The following is a 22,896-nucleotide window of genomic DNA, read 5'->3' as shown; positions in this document are numbered from 1 at the left end:
TCTGGGCGCGGCTAGAGGCTCAGTACCAGCGGCCCAATCAACACGCCCATCAGGTGCACACGGCGGGCTCCGAGATGAGGCGGAATGAGGCCTATCAGCGTCGCGACGCCGAACGCCGCGATCCCGATCGGCCCGGCAAGCAGCGCGGAGAGGACGATCAGGAGCGCGATGACGCTCACGGAGAGTACCCGGTAGTCCGCCCCTCCGACAACCTGCAGGTACCAGTCACCCACGGTGAGCACGATGAGGAAGCCGATGACCCCCGAGAGCGCGACTGCGGCCAGCAACAGGGGGAGGTCGACCGGCGCACCGGTCTCCTGAAACGCGACCATAACGCCGGTTCGTGGCTGTCCGATCGCCGAGAGCGCAAAGAGCGCAAAGATCGTGTTCGCGGTGTCAACACCGCTGGTCGCGACGACGTAGCCACGGTCGTCGACACCGCCCGGCAGGAGTGCAAGAACTGCGACGGCGGCGATGGCGGCGGAGATCCCCGGCAAGTAGCCGACGACCGCTCCGGCAAGCGCGCCCGCAGCGGCAGTCGCCAGCACTCTCCGGCGTGTCGATCGTATCTTCGGGTCCTGCTGGTCCGGGATGCCGCCGCCCGCCATCGCGTCTAGCAGGATCGGTGCGCCGAACAGTCCCGCAAACAGCGGCGCGAGCATCCCCCCAGCGTCCAGCGGTGCCGCCGGATCGATCGAGAGCGTCACCGCGCCGAGTAGTGCGCTTGTGCCCATCCCGATCGCTCCACCGATCTGCGCGCGGCGCGTCGGTTCTGCGACGATCATCGCCACGACGACGGCGACGAGCAGTAGTTCCATGTGGGCCATAATCGTCGGATAGTTCGCCTCCATACCGCGAGTAACGGGGATGGCCAGCACTGCCCCACAGCATACTGCCAGTAGACTGCCGAGCGCCGTGAGTCGGATCGCCTCCTCGCCGCGGCCCTGCTGGACAAGCCGGTGTGCGGGGAGCGTCGTCACCGCGGTCTCCGCGTCGGGAACACCGAGCGCGAGCGCCGGGACGGCGTTGACAAACGTGTGGACGACGCCCGCCGAGAGCATCGCCACGCCGACCAGCAACGGCGACGCGGGAACAGTGGGCGCAAACGACGCCAGCACGAGCGCGAAGTTGTTCGCGTGGAGGCCGGGGATCAGCCCGCTGATCGCCCCCATTGCGGAGCCGACGCCGATACACGCGAGCGTGAGCAGCGTCAACTCGGGGTCGAGGACAGGCTGTACTCCCAGCGGTTCCATCGTGGCCGTCTGGTCGCCCGATCACGTATGAACGTCCGGACGGTCGTTCCCGGAGTTAGTACCGGTTGGAGTAACTACAAACAGTTACAGTATACCGGGAAACGACAATGGTTTTAAGCACTATCCGCTCGAAGCGGAACGTATGTTGACCGACGGGTTCGGCAGGGAGGTCTCCGGCGTCCGGGTCTCGCTGACCGACCGTTGTAACTTCGATTGCGTCTACTGTCACAACGAGGGGCTGGGCGACACTCGCGGGCCGATGGAGCCACAGGACGACGAGATGAGCGCCGACGACGTGGTCCGGTTTCTGGAGGTGGCCCGGAAGTTCGACGTGGAGAAGGTCAAGTTTACCGGCGGTGAGCCGATGCTCCGGCAGGACCTCGAAGAGATCATTCGCCGGACGCCCGACGAGATGGAAATCTCACTGACGACGAACGGGACCTTCCTGCCCGGTCGTGCACCTGATCTCGTCGACGCCGGACTCGAACGGGTGAACATCTCACAGGACTCGATGGACGCAGAGGACTTCGCCGAAGTGACGAAAAGCGGCGCGTTCGATCGGGTGCTAGAGGGCGTCGACGCCGCGCTTGATGCCGGGCTCGACCCGGTGAAGCTGAACATGGTCGTCTTCGAGAAGACGGCGGGCTACGTCCCCGAAATGGTCGAGCACGTCGCCGCAAACGACGGTCTTCAGCTCCAGTTGATCGAGTATATGCCGGAACTCGCCGGGCATCCCGAGTGGGCTATCGAGATCGAGCGGGTTCACAAATGGCTCGCCGAGCAGGCCGACGACATCGAAGTCCGTGAGATGCACGGCCGAAAGCGGTACTGGATGGGTGGCGACGCCGAAACGGAAAGTGCTGGGATGGTCGAGATCGTCGATCCAGTCGGTAACGAGTCGTTCTGTCGGAACTGTCATCGCGTTCGCGTGACCCACGACGGCTACCTCAAAGGCTGTCTCAACCGGAACGACGACCTGCGCTCGATGGGTGAGATGACGAAACCGGAGATCCGCAAGCAGTTTCGGGAGACGGTGGCAAACCGGGTGCCATACTACGGCGAGTACATGACCGAGAACGGCGATGGCGAGTGGGAGGTCAACGAGAAGTACCTCCAGACCGTCTAAATATCCCGTTCGATCGTGCCTCCCGCCTCGTTCACCTGGTCGGTTAGCATCGGGATCCGTTCCGGTGGGGCTGCGATCGTCAACGACACGGTCTCGCCGTACTCGACTGACTCGACCAGCCCATCGTCGTGACAGCGCGAGACGAACCCCATCGCCCCGTCGGTCATCGGGAGGGTGAGGACGTGGCGCTCTACCGGGAACGCCGAGCCGAGCCGCTCGCGCAGGCGTTCGACGGAGTTGACCTCGGTCGAGAACAGGTCCGCGCGAAGGTGAGTCGCGTCGAATCGGTCGAGGGTCGACGCGGCCAGTGTGTCGGTCTCGCCCGTGCCAACCGTGACGATCACGTCCGCACGGGAGAGCGCGCTGATCGTCCCGGGGACGGTCGTTCCGAACCACTCGGGGAGAGCCGGTAGCAAGGCTGTCGTCGCGGTGACCGCGACATCGTGGCTGGCGATCCGGACGCGTGCTGTCTTCGGAGTAGCTGGGCCAAGTACTGTCGTCGCCTCTGCGTTCTCCCCGGTAAGCGCCCGCCAGCACTCGACGATCGGCGCGGTGGGCGGCCCCGTCACCGCAACGTACCTGTCGGATCCCGTGTTCGCGTCCTCGATACGCCGGCGCTGGGTCGCCGTCCGGTCCTCCCAACGCTCGTCGAGGCGGTCGAGTTCTGCATCGAGCGCGTCGAGGCGACCGTCCGTCCCACCCGGTGCGTTCGTCGCGCCGTCCCGCTGTGAGCGGGCGACGGAGCGGCGTTCGACCCGCCGCCGTTGTCGTTCGCCGAGCACCGTCGCGACAGGGTTGCCGCCGTCGGCGAGTACCTCCCGGACGACGCCCCGGCGATCACGCAGCCGCACCGGCGGCAGGCGCTCGGCGAGGTCGACGAGCTGTCCCGGATGGACGCGGTGGTCGACCGCGAGATACTCGATGTCGTCGGTTGCGATCCGGTCCGCGATCCGATCGACGAGTCCGGGGCCGAGGTTGTACCGGTTGTGTTCGGCCCGGTTCTGGCAGAGGACATCGACTGGCTCGTATCCGAGCCCGGCGACGTGCTCCTCGAAAGCGGGCGTCGACGGCTCTACTCCGTCTCTGGTGGCGATCAGTGCACGGCCCGACGGCGGAACAGTCACGTGTCTGGGGAGGCGTTCGAGCGGCTTTTGTCTCCCGGTTCCGGTGGTCGACCGCCACGCTTTTTCGGCTCAGTGCCGGAATGACCGTATGATCTCGCCCGGCCAGAAAGCCCCCGATTTCTCGCTTCCCGGCGTCCTCGACCGCGACCCCGCGATCTACGATCTCCACCAGTTCATCGACGATGTCGAGGCTGTCGTGCTCGCCTTTGTCCCCTCGGCGCACGCGCCCGTCTGCCAGGACGACCTGCGCGCACTCGGGGAGTCAGGGTGGGCCGAGCGCGACGACCTGCTCGTGTGGGCGATCACGGGTGACTCGCTGTTTGCGAACTCCTCGGCAGCACGCCGACTCGGACTTGATTTTCCCGTCATCAGCGACTTTCACGCCGGGATCGCCGACTCCTACGGCGTGAGTCTGGACGACTGGCACGGCCACCGCGACATCCCCGGTCGGGCGCTACTGGTGATCGACGACGACTGGACTGTGCGGCACGCCTGGTCCCCGTCGGATCCGTTCGAGGTGCCCCGTGGGTCCCCGTTCGCAGCGGTCGCCGAGGCGCTGAACGAGTGTGGCGTCGACGTCACCGCACCCGGGGTCGAGTATCGCGTCGACGACTGAGTTGGGATCCATTCCCTCCCGACGGTAACAGACGGCACATATTAGTGCCGATACCGGTTACACTGCGACAGGATGCCATCAGATGTCGACTTCGGGGAGCAACTCGAAGCCCATACCACCGACTACCTCGATCGGTTCGAGGACTGTGTCACGCTGTTGCCGGAGCTGTTCGATCAGTACGCCGGCGGCGAACCGACGGCCGAAACCGTCGAGCGGATCGAAACGCTCGAAAGCGACTGTGACGATACCATTCACGATATCAACGCCGCGATCACGAACGCCGGTCCCGGCGAGATGGGGCTGTTGAACTCCCGGATCCACTACAACGCCTCGGCCCTGCTGGAGTTCTACAAGAACCTCGATACGGTCGCGAATCTCGCGGAACGGATCGCCGACGAACTCGTGATCGTCAACCCGCCGCACGACAACGAGTGTTTCGAGGGGCTCCACGAGCTCGCCGAGCACACGGTTGAGGCGGTCACGGTCCTCAAAGAGGTCGTCGCCCAGTTCATCCACGCACTCTGTTCCACCGACGCGTCGGTCTCGCTCGTCGACGGGATCGATCGAGTAAGCGAGATCGAGAGCATCTGTGACGACATCCGTAACGGCGTGATCGAGCAAGCCTTCGCCGACGACGCGATCGAACAGCCGCTGGTCTACCGCGAGTTCGCCATCCTCCTCGACGAACTCCACAACACGATGGAAGACGTCACCGACCAGATCATCATCATCGCGAGCAACGAGCAGGGAATCGTCACGGAACCGAAACCCGAGAACGACGAGTAGTCGACGTTCGCAGGTCCGGCGACACCGGGTTGCTGGATCAGCAAACATTATATTCCCTTACGACGAAGTGACATTTATGTCTCGCCTGATCAAACTGCTGCTCGTGGTCGCCGTAGTCGCCGCGCTCTGGAAACTACTGTCTACCGAAGAGGAAGTCGACATCGAGTACAACTGAACGAACCACTTACCCTTCTCGCCGCCCATCCGTGAGTATGTACGGCGTCGTCACCCGCAACGAGGAGGAACTCGACTGGGCGGAGTTCGACCGGGGCTTCTACGAGGTCAAAGACGTTACCGGCCGTGCCGCGGAGCCAGTGGCCGATGCGGTCAGTATGATATCCTGTTTCGGCGACAACGCTGCCGCGGACGCCGAACCGTCACTGGTCCCAGTTAGTGAGGACGGCGATCGAGCGACCCGCGAACAGCCCTACTTCGACTGGGCGTACATCTGTCCGACCCATCCCGAGTACCGGGAAGGGCTGCTGGAGATAATCGAGGAGAGCGCGGCGCTGGGCGATGTCCGACTTGACGATATCGGCTTCCCCCGCGAGGAGTACTGTCACTGCGAGCGCTGTGATCGGCTGTTCGCCGACAGCGAGTTCGAGGACCGCTTCGCGTGGCGTGCGAACGTCATCACCGAGTTCGTCGAGGAGGCTTCGGCACTCGTCGACGGAAAGACGTATCTGACGCTGTATCCCGACCCCTATCCCGGCCATCTCTACGAGCGGGCTGGGATCGACGTCGACGCCCTCGCCGAGCACGTCGACGAGTTCGTCATCCCCCTGTACGACATGGCCTATTCGACGACTTACTGGCTGGAGACGATCGCAAAGGGCTTCGAGTCGCTACTGGAGACGCCGTTTAGCGTTGAACTGTACGCTGTCGACGTCGATATCGACAACCTGATCCACGCCGCAGAAGTCGCGAGCGCCTACGGCGACTCGGTACTGTTCGGCTACGACGCAAGCAACGCCCGGGCAGCGCTACGACGAATGCGAGCCGACGAGCGAGAGGGCGTCAGTCACGGGCCGTAGCTGCCCGACCGAACGATCACTATTAAACACCTGTAATATGGGGCTTTACTGATACCCCTGTGGGGAACAGTACAGTATCATATGAGTTCGCTCTTTCCGGGTGCTGAAACGCTCGATCTCTACGTCGAGCTGGAACTCGGCCTCCCCGGCACGCATCCGTGTGCGATGCGGAAGCTCGGTTCTCAGGAGGATACGCTCGACTCCGTTTCCCGCCGTAGCGACGGGAACAGATGCTCGCTAACGGTCGAGGGAGCACCCAGTGACAGAAACGAGGCGCGAATCGAACAGGTCGAACAGCCCTGCCACGAGGGGCAGTGTTACTACGAACTCCTCGATCGTGATGGGTTCAGTGCCGAGATTGCGGCCGTCACCGAAACCGGTGTTCGGGTGGAGGCACACGTTCGGTCCCGCACGATACTGACGGAGATCGTCGAAGACCTCTCGGCGATCGGTGATGTCACGGTCCAGAAGTTGGCCCAGCACGGGACCGACGCCGAGCTGTCCGACCTGCGAACGATCGATTTCGGCATTCTCACCGAGTTAGAGCAGCAGACGCTACAGCGAGCGGTCGCAGACGGCTACTACGACCAGCCCCGGACGACATCCCTGGAGGAACTGGCCGAGCAGTTCGATATCTCGAAAGGGACCCTCTCCCAGCGGCTGCGATCGGCCGAGCGAAAACTCGTTCTGGAGGCGGCCTGCGATAGTTTTGCCGAGGGGACTTAAAGAGCCTCACAGTTAGGAGTGACCCTCTGGGTAGTCACGTTGTTACATACTACCGAGGGAAATCATGAACCGAGGTGGCAGTAGATGAGCGAGGGGGAATCGAACTCAGTACGGCGGCGGACGTTCCTCAAGGGCTCTGCCGGAGCGCTCGCAGCCGCGGTCGCTGGCTGTGTCGGCCGTGGAGACGAGGAGTCCGCCACGGCAGCGAACCGACAGACGGTCCACAACAACTGCTGGATCTGTCGGGCGAGCTGCGGGCAGGAGGTCGTCCTCGAAGACGGCGAGGCTGTCGATCTCACCGGCGTGGATGGTCACCCGAAGGCCAGCGCCGGGGCCGGGACCGAGGGAACGCTGTGCTCGAAAGGGCTCGCCCAGCTCGATAAGACGTACAACCCCAACCGGATCACCCGCCCGTATATCCGCGAGGACGGTGACTTGCGCGCCGCCGACTGGGACGAGGCGATCACGTACGCCGCAGCGCAACTCGAAACGTTCAGTGAGGAGCACGGTCCGGAGAAACTCCTCCGCTACCAGGGCTATCCCCTTGGCGGCGATTTCCACGACCTGCTCTTCCGGGACCTGTACGGCGCGCCGCTGCAGGTCGGCCGCAAAACGACCTGTCACGGCCCCTTTTCTGATTCCTGGGAGTGGATGGCCGGCTACGGCCGCGAGTGGCCCGACTGGAAGAACTCGGAGTTTATGATCGCGTGGGGCCGGAACCCGATGGAATCGTTCCGCGGTCAGTGGGAGCCGAAAGCGATCATGGAGACGATCGAGGAAAACGACGCAACGCTCGTCTGCATCGATCCACGGTACACGAAGACGGCCGAAATCGCCGACGTGTGGATCCCGATCGAACCGCGGACCGACGGGGCGCTCGCGCTCGCGATGGGCCACGTCATTATCGAAGACGAGCTCTACGACGAGGCGTTCGTCGAGGAGTGGACCTACGGCTTCGATGCCTACCGCGATGCCGTCGCCGACAAGACGCCAGAGTGGGCCGCGGAGATCACCGATGTCGACGCCGAGGTCATCAGACAACTCGCCGTCGGCTTCGCCGAGGCGGCCCCCAGTTCGGTCGCGTTCCCGTGGACCGGCCTCGCGTTCCAGGGGAACGGCTTCAAGAACTGCCAGAACGTCCACGCGCTCAACGGGCTGGTCGGCAACATCGATCGGGAGGGGGGCACCCGCCACTGGCAGTCCGGCTTCTCGCTCGCCGATCCGTTCGAGGAGCGGGGACTCGACGTCCCGGCCAATCACGAGGATCGGCCCACGCCAGAGTACGACGACTATCCCTACCAGCGTCACATCCGCGACCTCTCGCACAACGCGGTCCCCACGGCGGTCGACCGTGGCGACATCCGTGGCTTTGTCAACAACTGGTCGGCCCCACTCAAAAGCGGTAACAGTGACGCGTGGGCCGAGGCGCTGGAGGCGATGGATCTCGTGATCACCGTCGACGCGTTCTGGAGCGGGGTCAGCCGTCGCGCCGACGTCGTGTTCCCCGCCGCGTCGACCCTCGAACAGCCCTTCCTCGATGCGGGTGGGGACGGCTCGTACAGCGAGTCGGGCTGGGTGACCGCCTCGAACGCCGTCATCGAGCCGATCGGCGACTGCCGGACCGACTACCAGATATACAGTGCGCTGGCCGAAGAGCTGGGCTGGGGCGAGTACTTCCCGTGGGAAGATGCTGCCGAGTTCTACGACGAGCAGCTCTCGGGTGTCGGACTGTCGTTCGACGAGGTCGCCGAGCAAAGCTACGAGATCGTCTCCGACGTCGGGTACGAGCAGTGGCTTGAGGACGGCTTCGACACGGAAACCGGGAAGTTCCAGTTCGATCTCGATGTCGTCGACCAGTACGCCGAACTCGCCGAGGAGACCGGTGCGAGTACGGCTCCGGAGTGGCATCCGCCGGACGACGATCAGTACGGGAACACGAGGGACGAGGAGTACCCCCTGTTGCTGACCGACGGCTTCGTCGAGCAGCTCTCCCGTGGCCACTGTCAGGCCCTCGACGAGGCAGTCGAGGAGTATCACGACCGGTTTGGCTTCCGATACGAGGAGTACGACGGAAACTTGCTCCATATCAATCCGGTCGATGCAGAGCCTCGCGGCATCGAAACCGGCGAACGAGTGCGGGTCGAATCCCCCGACGGCGAGGTCGAGCTCGTTGCACACGTCTACGAGGGCGTCCGCCCCGGCTGGCTGTTTACCGCCGCCGGGTTCGGCGAGTACTCGATCGCCCCCGATCAGGCCGGGGCAAACATCATGACGATGAACACCGAACGACACGTCGAGCCGGTCTCCGGACAGACCGATCGGAATCATCCGGTCGAAGTCGCGCCCGCCGGAGGTGACGGCGTATGAGCCAGTGGGGCTTTTACTTCGACCCCGACAAGTGTATCGGCTGTCACGCCTGTACGCAGGCCTGTCAGGTTCGGAACGATATCGACCCTGACGAGGGCGTCACGTGGCGACGGGTCGAACACGTCGGCGAGGGCGAGTTCCCGGACTACGAGGAGGTCTCGATCTCGATGAGCTGTTATCACTGCGGCGAGCCCGAGTGTCGGGACGTCTGTCCGACCTTTGCCCTCGAAAAGCGGGAGGAAGACGGCATCGTTACCGTCGATCAGGACCGCTGTATCGGCTGTAACTACTGTTCGTACGCCTGCCCGTACGGTGCAGCGCAGTTCGGCGAGAACGAACTGGTCCAGAAGTGCCACGGCTGTCTCGGCTCCGGGGCCGGCGACGGGCACGGCTCCCCGCCCCGGGAGGAGTCCGATACGGCGCGTGAGACGCCCGCCTGTGTCGACAACTGTGTAACGGGAGCGCTCGATGCCGGACCGATCAACGAGCTGATCCGTGGGGCTTCGGAAGAAGCGGCCGAGGAGTTCCAGGCTGACGATGGCGGGCCGGCGCTCGTCCTCGAACCCGCGACCGGGAGCACTGCGGAGGTGGACGGCGATGATGGATAGTCCGGACGGACTCGTCTGGATGGCCCAGCAGGAGTACGGCTGGTATATCGCCGCGTACCTGTTCTTCAGCGGGCTCGCCGGCGGTGCGTATCTGACCGGCTTCGCCGCCGATCTGTTCGGCTGGCGCTCGGGCGATGAGGCCACCGAGCAGTCGATGCGTGCGATTACGCAGTGGGGCGTCGTCCTGTCGCTTGGAGCCATCGCAGCGGGCATGTTCTTCCTGCTGTTTTTCCATCTCGGCGCGCCGCTCCGGGCGATGCTGTTCCCGGTTCTGTTCGTTAACTTCGGCTCGTGGCTCGTGATCGGGACCTGGATCATCGTGCTGTTCTCGATCGTTGCGGTCCTGCAGGCACTCTGGTTGCTGTGGGACCCACACAGGCTGACGGCGACCGGGCGCGTTCGCGGGGGACTCACCGGCACGAGTGCGTTCCCCCGGCGCCTCACCGCGTGGATGGAGACGCGCTTTAGCGTGCCAGTAGATACGTGGCTCGCTCGGCTGGCAGCCTGGACCAATCCGGGCCGGACGGGACGTCTGGCCCTTTCGGGCGTCGGCTCGGCGCTCGCGCTCGGGATGGTCGCGTACACGGGCCTCAAACTCGGCTACGTCTCGGCGACCGTACCGCTGTGGGACGGAACCCTGCTTCCGTTCCTGTTCCTCGCTAGCGCGCTCTCGATCGGGCTGGCGGCCACGATCGGGGCGACGGCCCTGTTCGAGGGGATCCACGGGACGAAGGTGACGACGTTCAGCATCGCCGATGACGTCATCATTCTCGGCGAGGTCCTCGTCCTCGTCTTGCTGCTGGCGACGCTGTCGGCCGGCGGGCCGGGCGCCGTCGCGGCCTTCGAGTTGCTAACGGCGGAGTACGGGCTCCTCTTCTGGGGCGGCGTGGTCACGATCGGGCTTGCGCTCCCGCTGGCGCTTTCGGTCGCCCTGATCGCCGTCGAGCGGCGGGCCGACGTCCACACCAGCGAGCGACTGGGTCGGCTCGTCCGCGGTGCCTACACGATGAAGTTCGGCTTCGTCGTGCTCGGCGGCGTAGCACTGCGCTATCTGATCATCGCTGCGGCGTACAACGCGCCACTTACCACCTGAGAATCGACATTCGACTATCCTCACCACACAAACATGTCCAAACGATACTCGAACGACGATCACGGATCGTATCGACGCCCCGCCGCGAGCGCGGGTGACCTGACTGACCGACGCGAGACGTGGGTTGGGATATACACGCTGCTCGCAGAGGGGCTAAAACACCCCGACGACCGACTGCATCGTGACGTCAGGGAAGAACGCTTCGCGGACGAGCTGGCACGACACGCCGACGAGCTCGATATCCCGCTCCCCGTCGAACCGGGCGACCCCACGCACGCGCCGGAGACGCGCGCGGCGTTCGACAGCGAGTACATCGCGCTGTTCGAGGGGCTCGCCACACCGTACGCACCACTGGTCGAGTCGGTGTACCGCCCCTGGCGGGCCGGCTGGTCGAGCGACGGGCTGCTGTCGGGACCGGCGGCAAGCGACATGCGGGACCGATACGATGCCGCAGGCGTGTCGATTCCCGACGCTTACGAAGCCGACCATCTCGCACTCCTCCTGGAGTATGCGGCTGCACTCCTGCAGTCCGGAGCGGACGCCGCCTACCGAACGTTCGTCGACCAGCATCTCGACTGGCTACCGGCGCTCCGCCGCCTCGTCGACGACGCTGCTGCGGATGCCCCGTTCCACAGATACTGTGTCGTCGCCGTCTGTGAGACCGTCGCCACCGCCAGACGGCGGCAACGGCTGCCCGCTCCGGAGCCGGAGCAGATCGACGAACAGGTCGACAGAGCGAGCACCCACGTCGAATAACGATGTCACACCAACGCTCCACCGCCGGGACCGCCGTCGAGCCGTCGACAGCACACGTTAGCTTCTACGTGTCCGTCGTGGATGGGGAACGGGCCAGGGACGTGCTGGGGCATCTCACGGACTGTCTCGGCGAACCGGACCGATACACCGTGCGGTGGGCGGAGGATGTCCAGTCGGATCCGGTGTTCTGTACGACGGCTCCGGCCGCGGATGACGTGACCGAGCCCCAGTTGCGCGCCGCCCGACTTGCGGTCGAGCGTGGCTACTACGACCGGCCAAAGTCCGTCAGTCTCGACACGCTCGCGGACGAACTCGATGTCAGTCCCTCGGAAGTCTCGCGACGACTTGGCGAAGTCGAACGACAGCTCGTCAGGTCGCTGGTGGAGTATCGAGGGTGATCGAACGGTCAGGAGAGCACCCGGTCGCGCCACGCGAGGATCTCTCCCCGGTCCCGTGTATCCGACGGCAGTTCGTCGAACCAGCGCGCGTCGCTGATCTCCCCGTCCGGGTCGTCGATGTCAATACTCGTCGTCTCAGCCTGTGCGGCAAAGATCGGCAACACACCCCACGTCTCGGTCGTCCCACAGCGAACCGTCACGTCGGCCCGAAGCGCTAGCCCGTCGTACGACGCTTCGATCCCGGCTTCCTCGCGAAGTTCGCGGCGGGCCGTCTCCCGAAACCGCTCCCCACGGTGGCCACAGCCACCCGGGAGGACCCACCTGTCGGCATCCTCGTGGTACACCAGCAGTAGTTCGCCGGCGGGACGGTACACGATCGTCTGTGTACCGTACGGCGTTCCTGACTGCTGGATCCGCTCGACGAGGGTCCGGAAGTGGTGTCGGGAGACGGTCCGAGTGCGCTCGTAGCAAAGCGTGGGCTCGTACCGGCTGTCGAGGTCATGAGCGGCCTGTTCTGCGCGCTGTGTCGCCTGATCCGCGAGATACCAGAGGCTATCAACTGTACTCATATCTGGAGAGTATCGTCTCGTGGTCGGGGACTACACGATCGCAATTCGGGATGGAGGGTGCCGTTCATACCCCGTATATTGACCCCATTCGTGAATATATTTCGGTGACTGACAGTTTTTGTCATGTCGCTACCGGCCAGCACGGAAGACGTAGCTCGATGCGCCGAGCAGTGCAAACACCACGAGTACGGAAAGGACGCCGACACCGAGCGAACCGTCACCCAGCTCGGCGATCAGTCCTGCAACGCCACCCGCTGTGACCCGGACGCTCACCGTCTGCGCTCCGGTGCCGTCGTCGACGGTGATGCGCTGAGTACCCGTTTCGTCGAAGCGATGAGTCGCCACGACGGTCGTTTCACCGTCGGCGTCGAGATACACGGTCGTTTCCTCGATGGTCTCGCCGCCCGTACGAATCTGGACGTCTGCCCGCCCAGGGAGCGGATTATCGTTGGTCACGGTCGCCGAAACGGTCACGTCCTCGCCGGGAGCGACGCGACCGTGTGAGCGTGTCACGTCGGTCACTCTGGCCGTTGCGGGCTCCTCGACGATCACGCGGCGCTGGTCGTCGCCGAACGCGACGATCCGCTCGCCCGGCTCCTCGAGCTGGTGAGATACCGTCGTAGTCGTGCGGTCGCCCGGATCGAGCCGACCGGTCCTCCGGTCAACCACCTGGCCGTCGACGCGAAGCCGTGCCTCGTAGTTGCCAGCGCTATCGCCGGTGTTCTCGACGATACCGTCGATCGTCAGACGCTCGCCCGTAACGACAGTGATCGGGTCTTCGTGGCCGATCGATCGCTCCCGGTAGTCGCCGTCGACACGGAGTCCGTCGGCGTCGTCGGGTAGCGAGTAGCCGATCCGTGCAGGCGAGGTACCGAAGGCGGCGGCGTGTTCATCGGCCGACCAGACGGCCGCAGTCTCGCTCGTCGTCGTCAGCCGCCGGGCGGCCTCGCGTGGCTCCTCACCGCCAGCCGATTCGACGTAGTCGAGGAAGTCGTCGCTGTCGACCGAGTCAGCGGCCTCGTTCATCCGGCCGAACGGCTCCTGCAGGCTCGCACCGCCGTCGGTTTCGAGCCTGAGCTGTCGGTCGATCTCACCCGCGGCCAGCGCGCCCTTGTTGTAATCGGTGCCTCTGGCCCAGCTATCGGGATCGGCGAGGACGGCGTCAGCGTGGCGGTCGCGTGTGCCGGCGTCGAGCCGCGCCTGGAACTCGGAGAACTCGATGCGGTCCTCTTCGAGGGTGAGCAAGGCAGCGTAGTACGTTGCCGTCGCCTCGGTGAACCACCGCGCATCGCGGTCGGTCTGGTAGCCCTGACGGGTGTGGACGTACTCGTGAACCCAGACGTTATCGGCCGTGTCGAGGACCTCGTTGTCCCGCACCCACAGATCTGCGGCTCCGGTCTGGAGGCCGCGGACGCCCCACCGGACCTCGCCGGTCGGCACCGCCAGCATGAACACCTCGTCGTCGCGGCTCCCGACCTGCATCGCTTCGCTGGCGTGGCTGACTGAGTCAAAGATCTCGTCGGGCGACTCCGCGAGTTCGGCGGCCTCGGGGACGACAAGGTCGAAGCGCTGTCCGTGTGCCTCGTGGGTATGGGTCGTCTGCTCGCCGAGGAACGCGATCCGGTCACCGGACGCGCCGGGGCCGTCGATGCTCGTCGAGCGTTCGAGCCCTACGGGACCGCCGCCGCGCCAGCCCCAGCTGTGGGAGAGGCGTGGCTGGGCCATCACCGTCCAGTCTTCGGTGTTGGCGAAGATGTAGGTGCCCGGCCCGGCGATCGGGCCATCCTGCTCCAGTTGCTGATTGACCGACATGGTGTATCTGATCGTCGGACGCTCGGTGCTCCCGTCCCAGACGTATCGGCCGTCCTCGTCCTCGGTGAACCCGTCGGCCTCCTCGACGTTCGCCTCGTCGAAAATCCGGAGGTCGAGCGAAGCGAGTCGGTCCGGAACCCGATACTGGAGTTCCACACCGACCTCGCCGGGCCGGTCGGAACGCTGTGAGAGTTCGACGTCGAGTTCGATTCCATCAGTAGGCTCGCCCTGTACCGTCTCGGCCGCGGCGTGGTTGGCGACGCCATCAATCGAATCGTCGTCGAGGCCGTCGACGTCCTCGCCGTGTGCCAGAACGGCGTCAGCAGGGGGATCGGTGTGTGTTTCGGTGGTGAGTGACTCGCTGGTCTCGACACTGTGGGCGTGGTCGCCTGCAGTCGTCTCGATACCCGAACCGCCCGCGGCTGCGACGGCCACGCCGCCAGCCGAAAGCGTGACCGCGATTACTGCAATCAGGAGAAACGTTCGCCAGTTCACTGCTCCGATGGAAGGAGTACGGTAACTTTAGCTTACTGCCCGGTCGACGCGTCAGATCGCCGCTATACTTTTCGAAGTATTATACTTCGATAATTGTAGCATTGGTCTCGCGGGGGGCAGTACCTTCCGTCGGCGATTTTATACCGGCAGGCCAGATCCGGATCCAGTACGTTATTGACGGTCGACCACAAAATCGTGGGTATGGACGGAACACTCGACCACGTGATGATGCGCACCGAGGACCTGGATGCCGCGCTGGAGTTCTACCAGACGCACTTCGGCTACGAGGAGAAGGGCCGCTGGGACGCCGACACCTTCACCAACGTCCACCTCGGTCCAGAGGATATGCACGAGGACGGCGCGACGCTCGAACTCACCTACAACCACGACGGGCGAAGCTACACGATGGGTGACGCCTGGGGCCACATCGCGGTCCGCGTCGAGGACGTCTACGAGGCCTACGAGGAGCTGATGGACGCGGGTGTCGAGGACTACCGCGATCCCGACTCCTGTGGCGGGAGCTACGCCTTCGTCAAGGACCCGGACGGCCACGAGATCGAGATCGTCGAGCGAGACCACGGCGCGCGCTGGAGCCTCGACCACACGATGGTTCGGGTCGAAGATGCCGATGCCGCCATCGGCTGGTACGCCCGGAAGCTGGAGTACGATCTGTTCCGCCGTTCGGAACACAGCTCCTTTGCACTGTACTTCATGAAGCCCGAGGACGCACCCGACGAGGCGATGTCCGTCGAGTTGACCTACAACTACGACGGCCGCAGCTACGAGCTGGGCGACGCCTGGGGCCATCTCGCCGTCCGGGCCGACGACCTCCACGGCGACTGGGACACACTGCTGGAACGCGGCGCGGAGGACTACCGCGACCCCGAATCCTGTAACGACCGCTACGCGTTCACGAAGACCGTCGACGGCCACGAGATCGAAGTCATCAGGTCGGACTGAGCTGTTCGGGTTTCTCCACCGTGCGTGAGCCGGTTCAGCTGGGACCCACCCTCCATCACCACCCGACACCCGTTACCACTCGATACCGGGTGCGATCGGACCAAACATTTCATTACCCGTACCGATAATACAACCAGTAGATGCAACCAGACGAACAAACACGCCGCGACTGGATTGGCTCCTGTGCAGTGGTGACGGCGGGGATGGCGGGACTGGCGGGCTGTATGGACGGGTCGGACGGCGAAAACGGCTCCGACGGTTCGTCGACCGGCGATGAGACCGAAGCATCCGGGAGTGAGACTGGCGAGTTCGGTGCCTGGCCGATGGTGCGGTACAACGCGGCCAACCGGCTTTCGACGCCGCACGACGGTATCGACGGGGAGCCCGAACTCGCGTGGCTCGCGGAGTTCGAAGGGTGGGTCCACCCACCGGTCGTCTACGACGACGTGGCCTTTGTCGGTCACGGCGACGACACATACAGTGCAGTCGATCTGCATGACGGTACCGTACTCTGGGACCACGAGACACCGACCACAGGCGTCCCGACGGTTACCGAGGACGCGGTGTACGTTCCTGGTGATGGCGTCGAGGCCCTCGATCGGGAGAACGGCGACGTGCACTGGACGACCGAGCACGAGTCGGTGCGGACGTTACGGAGCTACGACGGTGAGCTCTACGTCGGACTCGAGGATGAGATTGCAGTACTGGACCCGGACGGGGAGGAACAGCTCTCCTTCGAGACCAGATCTATGGTCCATGGGATCGCACTCGACGATGACGGGATCTACGTCCGCTCGCTGGTCGATCGTGACGAGCTTCGCTACGCACTCGTCGGATACGACAGAGAGACAGGAGAGGAGCGCTGGGAGCACGAACTCGAGCACGAAAGCGTTCTCGGGACGAAACGCGCTCGGACCATGCCAGTCCACGAGGGGGCAGTGTACACAGTCGCATCGGAGTCAGTCGTTCGTATCGACGCTACGACGGGCGATCTGGAGGAGGTCGTCGAGTTCGAGCACATTTCGAGTCGGCCGACGATCCATGACGGAATGGTGACTACACATATCTCGATGGAGCGATACGACATCGAAACGGGCGAGCAACTCGACGTGGGGGACAACGACACCGGGCTGGCATCGCCACCCGTCCATGCCGGCGGGTCGTACTACGGTCTCGGTGTAACGGTCGTACTGGAGGGAACAGATCTGTTCAAAATAGATGCCGATTCGATGACGGTCGACTCGAGGACAGAGGCTCCAAGCGAGGGGTTCGTCATGCATACCACCCCAGTCGTCCTCGACGGGCTCGTGCTGACATCGATCGATGACCACGGGTTGGCCGCATTCGAATAGACGGGCCAATATTTACCCCGCACTGGGACTGGTGAACCTGTTTTCCCGTTCAGTCACAGCCTGACGAGTCGGCGTCCGGTCCGACTTCTTCCCAGGTATCGGAACAGAAGACCAGTCCGGTTCCCGGGACATCATCTGAGGTGTCGGCGACAGCGGGAACTGGACCTCCACGCTGGACGACCGCACCGGGCATGATGATGACGACCTCGGTCGAGCTCTCGAAGTCGATCGCGTCGTTCTGTCCGACATCGACGGTCTCACCGTCCGAGAGCTCTACCTCGACAGGGGCGTCCTCGGCGACGTACGTGAGGCGGTCACTGCCGGCCGGATCGCCGACCGTCGAACTGACCTCGAATCGCGAGTACTCGCCTTTCACCGTGACGTCCCACGTGTTGACGGTGGCGTACCATTTGCTCGGCACCAGGGGGACGATCGGGACGCCGGGCCAGGGCGTCCGGTTGTCAGTCTTGATGGCCAGCGGATCGTGGTCGACATCCCCGTCGGAGTCGAAGTCGGTTGCGGTCTCGTCGGCGGCCCTGATCGCCGGCTCTTGGTCCCGTTCGACAGTTGTCGCTGTCAGATAGGTCGGGGACCCGGACACCTCGTACTGGGCGTCATCGAGCACCGGCGAGCCGTCGAGATCCATCGGCTCCGGGTCGAAATCGGCGTTCGCAAAGCCCTGTACGAAGCCAAGCGACTCGTCAAGGATATCGAGGTCGACGGAATCGTCCACTTCATCCAACTCATCGTCGTAGTCGTCGCCGAACTCGTCGAGCCAGTAGTGGAGCCGATCGAAGTAGGCCCGACGCTGCTGGATCTTCGCTTTCTCCTCCGGGGTCGCGTACTGGGCGTCGCGGTAGGTCAGCTCCTGCTCGAACTCGTCTTTGATGTAGTCTCTGGCCTCGTGTGGCGGTGTATCGTCGGTCAGCTCGTTGAGCTGGACTGTGTAGGGCTCATCACTGTAGTTCCCAACGAACTCACCGTGGACAGCCTCGAGTTCTTCGTCCAGTTCCCCGATTAGCTTCGAACGCTCGGCGTCGGTGAGCACGTCGTCACTGTCGAGCGTCGTGGAGCTGGTCGAGACGAGCGCACTCTCTGCGGAGCTACCGAGTGTACCAGTGCTGCTCGATGAGAGCGCACTGGACACCTCGCTCTTTAGATCGCTTTCGACCGAGTCGTACTCGTCGACACCCGTCACTTCGACGAGTCCGTCCTCGAACGCCCGATGGAACGTCACGGCGTCGGGGTCCTCGCCGAAGTCGGTGAGGACCTCATGGTCTGCGACCGGGTAGTCGAAATCGTAGTGGGCACCGAGGTGGCCGACACTGTACTCGCCATCGACCGACAGGTCCGCATCCACGTCGACTGTTCCGTTAGTCGTCGTTTCGGTGAAGTTCGGACTCGTCTGCGTCTTGTTTCTGGCCTCCCAGCTGTCGACGCGTTCGACGTCGACGTCCGCATCGACCGTGACCTCGTGGATCTCGCCGCTGTAGCTCGAACCTGTTCCGTCAGGTTTTGGTGTGTGACTGACAGCGACCGAATCCACGCTCGTTACCCGTCTCGTCGAATTCGTCGCGTCGTACGTGTACGCCGTTTCGTTCTCCGGCGGCTCGGCACTCGGGAACCCGCTGGTGTCGCTGTCCGTATCGCTCGTCACCCCGACCTCGTACAGGTCGTCGATGATGGCCTCGGGGCCGCGTTCGGGTCCGTCACTGATGTCGGGATCGAGGCCAACATCGCGGTCCTCACCGATGTCCGATTCGAGATCGTCGGTGTTCGATTCGAGAATCTCGGACGGCTCCGTGCTGTTGGTCGTCTTGAAATCGACGTACGTCGCCGTCCCCAGCGTATCGGCCGGCACTTCGACCTCGACTTCGCCTGCGCCCATACTGTCGATCCCCCCAGACAGCAGCTCGGAAAGCGGCGGGACCTCGGGCAGTTCGCCCGTCGCTTCGTCGCCGAAGACCCACTCGTTGATCACCCCGTCGTCGCCACAGAGCTCCTCTTCGACATCGACCTCCGCGTCGTCGACGATCACGACCTCGCCGTCCTCGGCTTTTTCCAGGTTCTCGTAGTCCTGGGTCAGCGTGACGTTTTCAGCCGGAATGAGCTCGTCGACATCGTCCGCATCGATCGTGGTATCGACATCCCCTGCCGTCGACCCGAAGTCGATCGCCATGCACAGGTACTGTGGGCGCATCGTCCGGTCGGCGTACGGATCCCGCGTACCGAACGTGTCTTCCTGAACGGAGAAGATGGCGTGGTTGACGAGCACCTCCGTATGATCGGTGTCGATCACCTCCTCGAAGTTGTGATCGTCCGGCGACTTGGTGTTCTCAGCGAACCGGTCCCAGCTGGCTTTCATGTAGGAGGTCGGATACAGCCGCAACGCCATCTCCTGGCCAAGCCCGTCCGGGTCCGACGGATCGGGACCGTCTCCGTCAAAAAAGCCCATGTTGAGTTCGGACTCGTACTCGTTCATCTGCTCGTTGAGCTCGAACACCGGCGTCCCCACGCTGACACTGACCGACCGTTCCTCGGTCGGTAACGCCGTCCCGTCGACGGTCGCATCGATCTCGACGCCCTCTATTTCGGCGTTGACAACGCCCTCTTCGACACTGTGGTCGTGCTGGCCGATCTCGAGAGACACCCTGTCGATCGCTTCGTCCGAGGTCACCGCCGACCCGGCGTCGATATGGCTGGCACTGCCGTTGATCGTCACCGGTTCGAGCGAGACGTCCGACTGTGCATCGTCGTCGAGGCTCTGTCCCGCTTCGGGGAGCCGATCGACCGCCTCCACGTAAACGAGTAGCTTGACGTACTGTCTGAACGCCTCCTCCTGTGTGTCCGCATCGTCGATCGCGTCGACATCGCTAGCTGTGGTGCTGTTGATCGGGGAACTACCGGCGGTCTGTGTCGCATCGAGGACAGCAGTCCGCAGCTCGCTCTGTGCCGCGGTCTGGGTCTGGTCCATCACCAGATCGGCGTCCTGATCGATCGTCGGATCCGATCGCTGTTCGAGCGTCGCGACGATCCCGACACTGCCGACGAGCAGTAACAGCCCGATCATCGCGAAGGGAATACGTGCTCGCTGGTCGTCCGCAAACGATACCGTTCGTCGCTCCGATGTGTCTCGTGTCATTACTCCCAGGTCTGTACCGTGATATCGATCGTCCCCGTCGAGACGGTCTCCTCGATCGTTTGCGCGAGCGCTTCGTCCCGTTCGCTCTCACTCACGTCCTCTTGATCCATCTCGTCGTACGTCGCCTGGATGCGGTCACCGGCGTCGCTGTCACGGAGATCCTCGGCGATCACCGCTCCCATCCCGGCGTCGCCAAAGTCACCGACCAGCACCTCGTTGGCTTCGGTGGCGTTCGGTGGCGATTCGGTGATTTCATCCTCGATCTCGACGCCCGCAACGTCGGCCATCTGTCGATAGTTGTATAGCGTCACCGCGTTCTCGCTGAGCGTTGATTCGAGGGTGTACTGGGTCTGTTCCGGCGGGAAGTACCCCTCGACCATTTGGTCGCCGATCGCACCGCCGATCGCATCGAAGCCGTCATCCACGCCGCCTCTGTCGTGTGTTCCTTCCTCACCTTCGCGGAACTGCTCGGCGAGCAGATCCGGATCGACTGCCCCTGTCGGACTCGACGCCTCCATTGTCGCGGTCGACGTGTCGACCGAACTCCGCGGCGGATCGCCGACCGTCGCGGTGCCCCCGATCGACGACCCCTCGTAGGGTTCCCACGTTGCGACCACGTACACTGTCCCCTCGGTGCCGACGTGCTGGCCCTGAATGGCGCTCTCAACCGAACGTTCGACGTCGTGGCCGTACGCGAACAGCTCCGTGTCCTCGATCTCCAGATTCGTCAGCGCAGCCTCGGACAAAAGCGCCGTCGACGAGCCGTAGGTGGTGATCTCGTGTAGCTCTTCGACGTCGCTGTCGTCGATATTCTCCGGCAGCTCGAAGTTGTCGCTGTCGGTCGCGGCGTGGCCGTTCTCGTTGGGCGCGCTCACGTCGTAGGTGATCGTCGTCGTCGATCCCATCAGACTCTGGAGCGCCCGTTCGCCACGGTCGTCGTCGATCGACTCCTCGTCGGCCGCGAGGAAGGTTCCGATCAGCAGGACCGATGCGCTGATCAGCAACAGCGCCAGCGCGATGTCCATCACGGTCGAGATACCGCGTCGGCTCACCATACAGCGACCTCCAGCGTGCCGGTTCGGGTGTTGGCCCGGTTCTCGACGGTGATCGGGATCGTTCTGGTCGCGACCGACGCGCGCTCGGGGATCCCCTCGGATTCGACGTCATCTTCCAGCGTCCACACGTCCAGCACGCTCGTATCGTCCGGATAGCCCGACGGGAACCCGGCCGACGCCTCGTACTCCTGGCCGTCCTCGTCGATGGCGGTGACACGAACGTACACCGTGGCACCGGCCGGGAGCGCGTCCGCCGTAACCGAGTCAGTCAGCACCTGCTCACCGTCGTCGTGGCCGTAGAAGGTTCCGTCCTCCTCGATATCGTTCCAGACCAGATCGATCGTCTGGTCGGCTGTCGCGGACTGGCCGCTGTTGGGCACCAGTCCGCCCATGTACACTGCGAAGATCCCGATGCCGATCACCAGCATCCCCACGGAGATGATCGCCGCGAACGGCTCGGTCTGGGCCCTAGACTTCGACCAGCGTGACATAATGAACACCTCCGCGGTCATCGTGCCAGTGTGGGTCGTCGAACGCATCGAGCGTCAGGTCAGGGCCACAGAGCTCGGTCCAGTCGTTTGAATGCGTGACCGTTCCCGAACAGTTCTCGAACCCGGATCCTTCGACCTCGACGTCGAGGTCGTACGTCCCGCCCCAGATTTCGACCGTATCCTGGTCAGCCTCCTCAACGTCGTCGAAGTCGATCGTCGACAGGTTGACTTCGACAGGGTCGGGCGCACCGTAGAACTCCCCGGCGTCGAACTGGTCCGTAGTCTGGTGGTTCGGGACCACCTCCGGTGGTTCATCACACCAGTATCCCCGTGTGATCGTACACGAAACACTGTTGAACAGGTTCGACCAGAACCCGTCGATCGTCTCAACCTCGACAGCATCGACGAACTGTTCTCCCTCGACGGTAACCTCGATATCCGACTGCTCCCCGGTCACGTCGAGTTCCAGCCGTTCCGGCAGCGAGACTTCGTGCGCGCTGAACTCGTCGGATTCGTCGGCGAGGTTACGCACGAACTCGTCGTTGTTGGTCGTCCGCACACGAATACCGGCTGTCGAGTCCTCTTCAACGGGGATCGTTCTGGCCTGCAGTTCCCCGTTTGAGGCGATCGGGTCACCCGTGTTGTCTGCATCGGCAGCCTGGATATCGGCGAAAAGCTCCGCTGTGGCATCGGTGTGGGGGTCGGCGAACTCGTCCTCGTAGGCCGCCTCGACTGACTGGCCGTTGACGATATCCTCCAGCCGCTCGTCCCCGTTCACCGCGACGACCGTGCCGTAGGAGAACGATGCGTGTGCCTCACCGTGTTCGTTCTCCATGGTGATCGTGCTACGTTCGACGATCACTGTCTCCGCGTCGTGCTCGTGGCTTGCACTTGCGGTGTACTCGGCGCTGGTCGCACCTTCGATGGCGTTAGCTCCCTCCTGAGCGTCAGGTGGAACACCAGTCGAGACCCCCAGTGCCAGTCCCGCAAGCGCGACGCTCACGATCCCGACCGCAATGAAGACGTACCAGGCGTCGACCGGAGCCTCGAAGTCCATACCGCCTGTACTGAACGCCGATATTTATATTTTGATATAGAAATGAACTTATGTGGAAATAGTAGAAATAATTTAT

20 protein-coding genes are annotated in these 22,896 nt (G+C 63.8%); 12 read left to right on the top strand and 8 right to left on the bottom strand.

Annotated elements, in window-relative coordinates; translation table 11 throughout:
* Positions 1-11 precede the first annotated feature (11 nt).
* Positions 12-1,253, bottom strand: coding sequence for a tripartite tricarboxylate transporter permease (locus AArcSt11_RS04560; RefSeq protein ID WP_250595055.1), 1,242 nt, complete (start codon positions 1,251-1,253; stop codon positions 12-14).
* Positions 1,254-1,395: 142 nt separating this feature from the next.
* Between AArcSt11_RS04560 and moaA the strand changes: the two genes are divergently transcribed.
* Positions 1,396-2,379, top strand: coding sequence for a GTP 3',8-cyclase MoaA (gene moaA, locus AArcSt11_RS04555; protein WP_250595054.1), 984 nt, complete (start codon positions 1,396-1,398; stop codon positions 2,377-2,379).
* Here moaA and AArcSt11_RS04550 read toward each other — a convergent pair.
* Positions 2,376-3,503, bottom strand: a complete 1,128-nt coding sequence (locus tag AArcSt11_RS04550) for an HflX-like GTP-binding protein (protein ID WP_250595053.1) — start codon at positions 3,501-3,503, stop codon at positions 2,376-2,378. The two genes, moaA and AArcSt11_RS04550, sit on opposite strands and share 4 nt — an antisense overlap.
* Before the next feature lie 88 nt (positions 3,504-3,591).
* On the opposite strand from AArcSt11_RS04550, the gene AArcSt11_RS04545 reads away from it, so the two are divergent.
* From AArcSt11_RS04545 to AArcSt11_RS04500, 9 genes are all read left to right on the top strand, one after another.
* Positions 3,592-4,119 (top strand): redoxin domain-containing protein, encoded by a 528-nt coding sequence (locus AArcSt11_RS04545; protein WP_250595052.1) that lies wholly within the window; start codon positions 3,592-3,594, stop codon positions 4,117-4,119.
* 72 nt (positions 4,120-4,191) lie between these two features.
* Positions 4,192-4,905 (top strand): DUF47 domain-containing protein, encoded by a 714-nt coding sequence (locus AArcSt11_RS04540; protein WP_250595050.1) that lies wholly within the window; start codon positions 4,192-4,194, stop codon positions 4,903-4,905.
* 212 nt (positions 4,906-5,117) lie between these two features.
* Complete coding sequence (locus AArcSt11_RS04535; RefSeq protein ID WP_250595049.1) at positions 5,118-5,939, top strand: hypothetical protein; 822 nt, start codon at positions 5,118-5,120, stop codon at positions 5,937-5,939.
* A gap of 81 nt (positions 5,940-6,020) precedes the next feature.
* On the top strand, positions 6,021-6,665 hold the full coding sequence (locus AArcSt11_RS04530) for a helix-turn-helix domain-containing protein (protein WP_250595048.1): 645 nt from the start codon (positions 6,021-6,023) through the stop codon (positions 6,663-6,665).
* A gap of 84 nt (positions 6,666-6,749) precedes the next feature.
* On the top strand, positions 6,750-9,032 hold the full coding sequence (locus AArcSt11_RS04525; RefSeq protein ID WP_250595047.1) for a molybdopterin-containing oxidoreductase family protein: 2,283 nt from the start codon (positions 6,750-6,752) through the stop codon (positions 9,030-9,032).
* Positions 9,029-9,640, top strand: coding sequence for a 4Fe-4S dicluster domain-containing protein (locus AArcSt11_RS04515; protein WP_259371235.1), 612 nt, complete (start codon positions 9,029-9,031; stop codon positions 9,638-9,640). The genes AArcSt11_RS04525 and AArcSt11_RS04515 overlap by 4 nt, the downstream gene beginning before the upstream one ends.
* On the top strand, positions 9,630-10,733 hold the full coding sequence (gene nrfD / locus AArcSt11_RS04510) for an NrfD/PsrC family molybdoenzyme membrane anchor subunit (RefSeq protein WP_250595046.1): 1,104 nt from the start codon (positions 9,630-9,632) through the stop codon (positions 10,731-10,733). The genes AArcSt11_RS04515 and nrfD overlap by 11 nt, the downstream gene beginning before the upstream one ends.
* A gap of 33 nt (positions 10,734-10,766) precedes the next feature.
* Positions 10,767-11,489 carry a molecular chaperone TorD family protein gene (locus AArcSt11_RS04505; RefSeq protein WP_250595045.1) on the top strand — a complete coding sequence of 241 codons (723 nt, stop codon included), beginning with the start codon at positions 10,767-10,769 and terminating at the stop codon, positions 11,487-11,489.
* 2 nt (positions 11,490-11,491) lie between these two features.
* On the top strand, positions 11,492-11,887 hold the full coding sequence (locus AArcSt11_RS04500) for a helix-turn-helix domain-containing protein (protein ID WP_250595044.1): 396 nt from the start codon (positions 11,492-11,494) through the stop codon (positions 11,885-11,887).
* Between the two features lie 8 nt (positions 11,888-11,895).
* Here the strand turns inward: AArcSt11_RS04500 and AArcSt11_RS04495 are convergent, their stop codons facing one another.
* On the bottom strand, positions 11,896-12,456 hold the full coding sequence (locus tag AArcSt11_RS04495; protein ID WP_250595043.1) for an NUDIX hydrolase: 561 nt from the start codon (positions 12,454-12,456) through the stop codon (positions 11,896-11,898).
* A gap of 129 nt (positions 12,457-12,585) precedes the next feature.
* On the bottom strand, positions 12,586-14,763 hold the full coding sequence (locus AArcSt11_RS04490; protein ID WP_250595042.1) for a COG1361 family protein: 2,178 nt from the start codon (positions 14,761-14,763) through the stop codon (positions 12,586-12,588).
* Positions 14,764-14,964: 201 nt separating this feature from the next.
* Here AArcSt11_RS04490 and AArcSt11_RS04485 point away from each other — a divergent pair, with 201 nt between their 5' ends.
* Positions 14,965-15,723, top strand: a complete 759-nt coding sequence (locus tag AArcSt11_RS04485) for a VOC family protein (protein ID WP_250595041.1) — start codon at positions 14,965-14,967, stop codon at positions 15,721-15,723.
* A 140-nt stretch (positions 15,724-15,863) separates the two neighbouring features.
* Entirely contained in the window at positions 15,864-17,075 is a 1,212-nt protein-coding gene (locus AArcSt11_RS04480) for an outer membrane protein assembly factor BamB family protein (RefSeq protein ID WP_250595040.1), read from the top strand.
* 49 nt (positions 17,076-17,124) lie between these two features.
* On the opposite strand, the gene AArcSt11_RS04475 is transcribed toward AArcSt11_RS04480, so the two are convergent.
* Genes AArcSt11_RS04475 through AArcSt11_RS04460 form a run of 4 tightly spaced genes read right to left on the bottom strand, consistent with a single transcriptional unit; the run spans position 17,125 to position 22,820 of the window.
* Positions 17,125-20,217: a DUF7286 family protein gene (locus AArcSt11_RS04475; protein WP_250595039.1), complete on the bottom strand. Its 3,093-nt coding sequence runs from the start codon at positions 20,215-20,217 to the stop codon at positions 17,125-17,127.
* Positions 20,217-21,272 carry a DUF7284 family protein gene (locus AArcSt11_RS04470; protein ID WP_250595038.1) on the bottom strand — a complete coding sequence of 352 codons (1,056 nt, stop codon included), beginning with the start codon at positions 21,270-21,272 and terminating at the stop codon, positions 20,217-20,219. Before AArcSt11_RS04470 ends, AArcSt11_RS04475 begins: the two co-directional genes overlap by 1 nt.
* Entirely contained in the window at positions 21,266-21,763 is a 498-nt protein-coding gene (locus AArcSt11_RS04465) for a DUF7285 family protein (protein ID WP_250595036.1), read from the bottom strand. Before AArcSt11_RS04465 ends, AArcSt11_RS04470 begins: the two co-directional genes overlap by 7 nt.
* Positions 21,741-22,820, bottom strand: a complete 1,080-nt coding sequence (locus tag AArcSt11_RS04460; RefSeq protein WP_250595034.1) for a DUF7283 family protein — start codon at positions 22,818-22,820, stop codon at positions 21,741-21,743. Before AArcSt11_RS04460 ends, AArcSt11_RS04465 begins: the two co-directional genes overlap by 23 nt.
* Between the last annotated feature and the right edge of the window lie 76 nt (positions 22,821-22,896).

Source organism: Natranaeroarchaeum aerophilus (genome assembly GCF_023638055.1).
Taxonomy (GTDB): Archaea; Halobacteriota; Halobacteria; order Halobacteriales; family Natronoarchaeaceae; genus Natranaeroarchaeum; species Natranaeroarchaeum aerophilum.
This window is presented reverse-complemented; position numbering and strand designations above follow the sequence as displayed.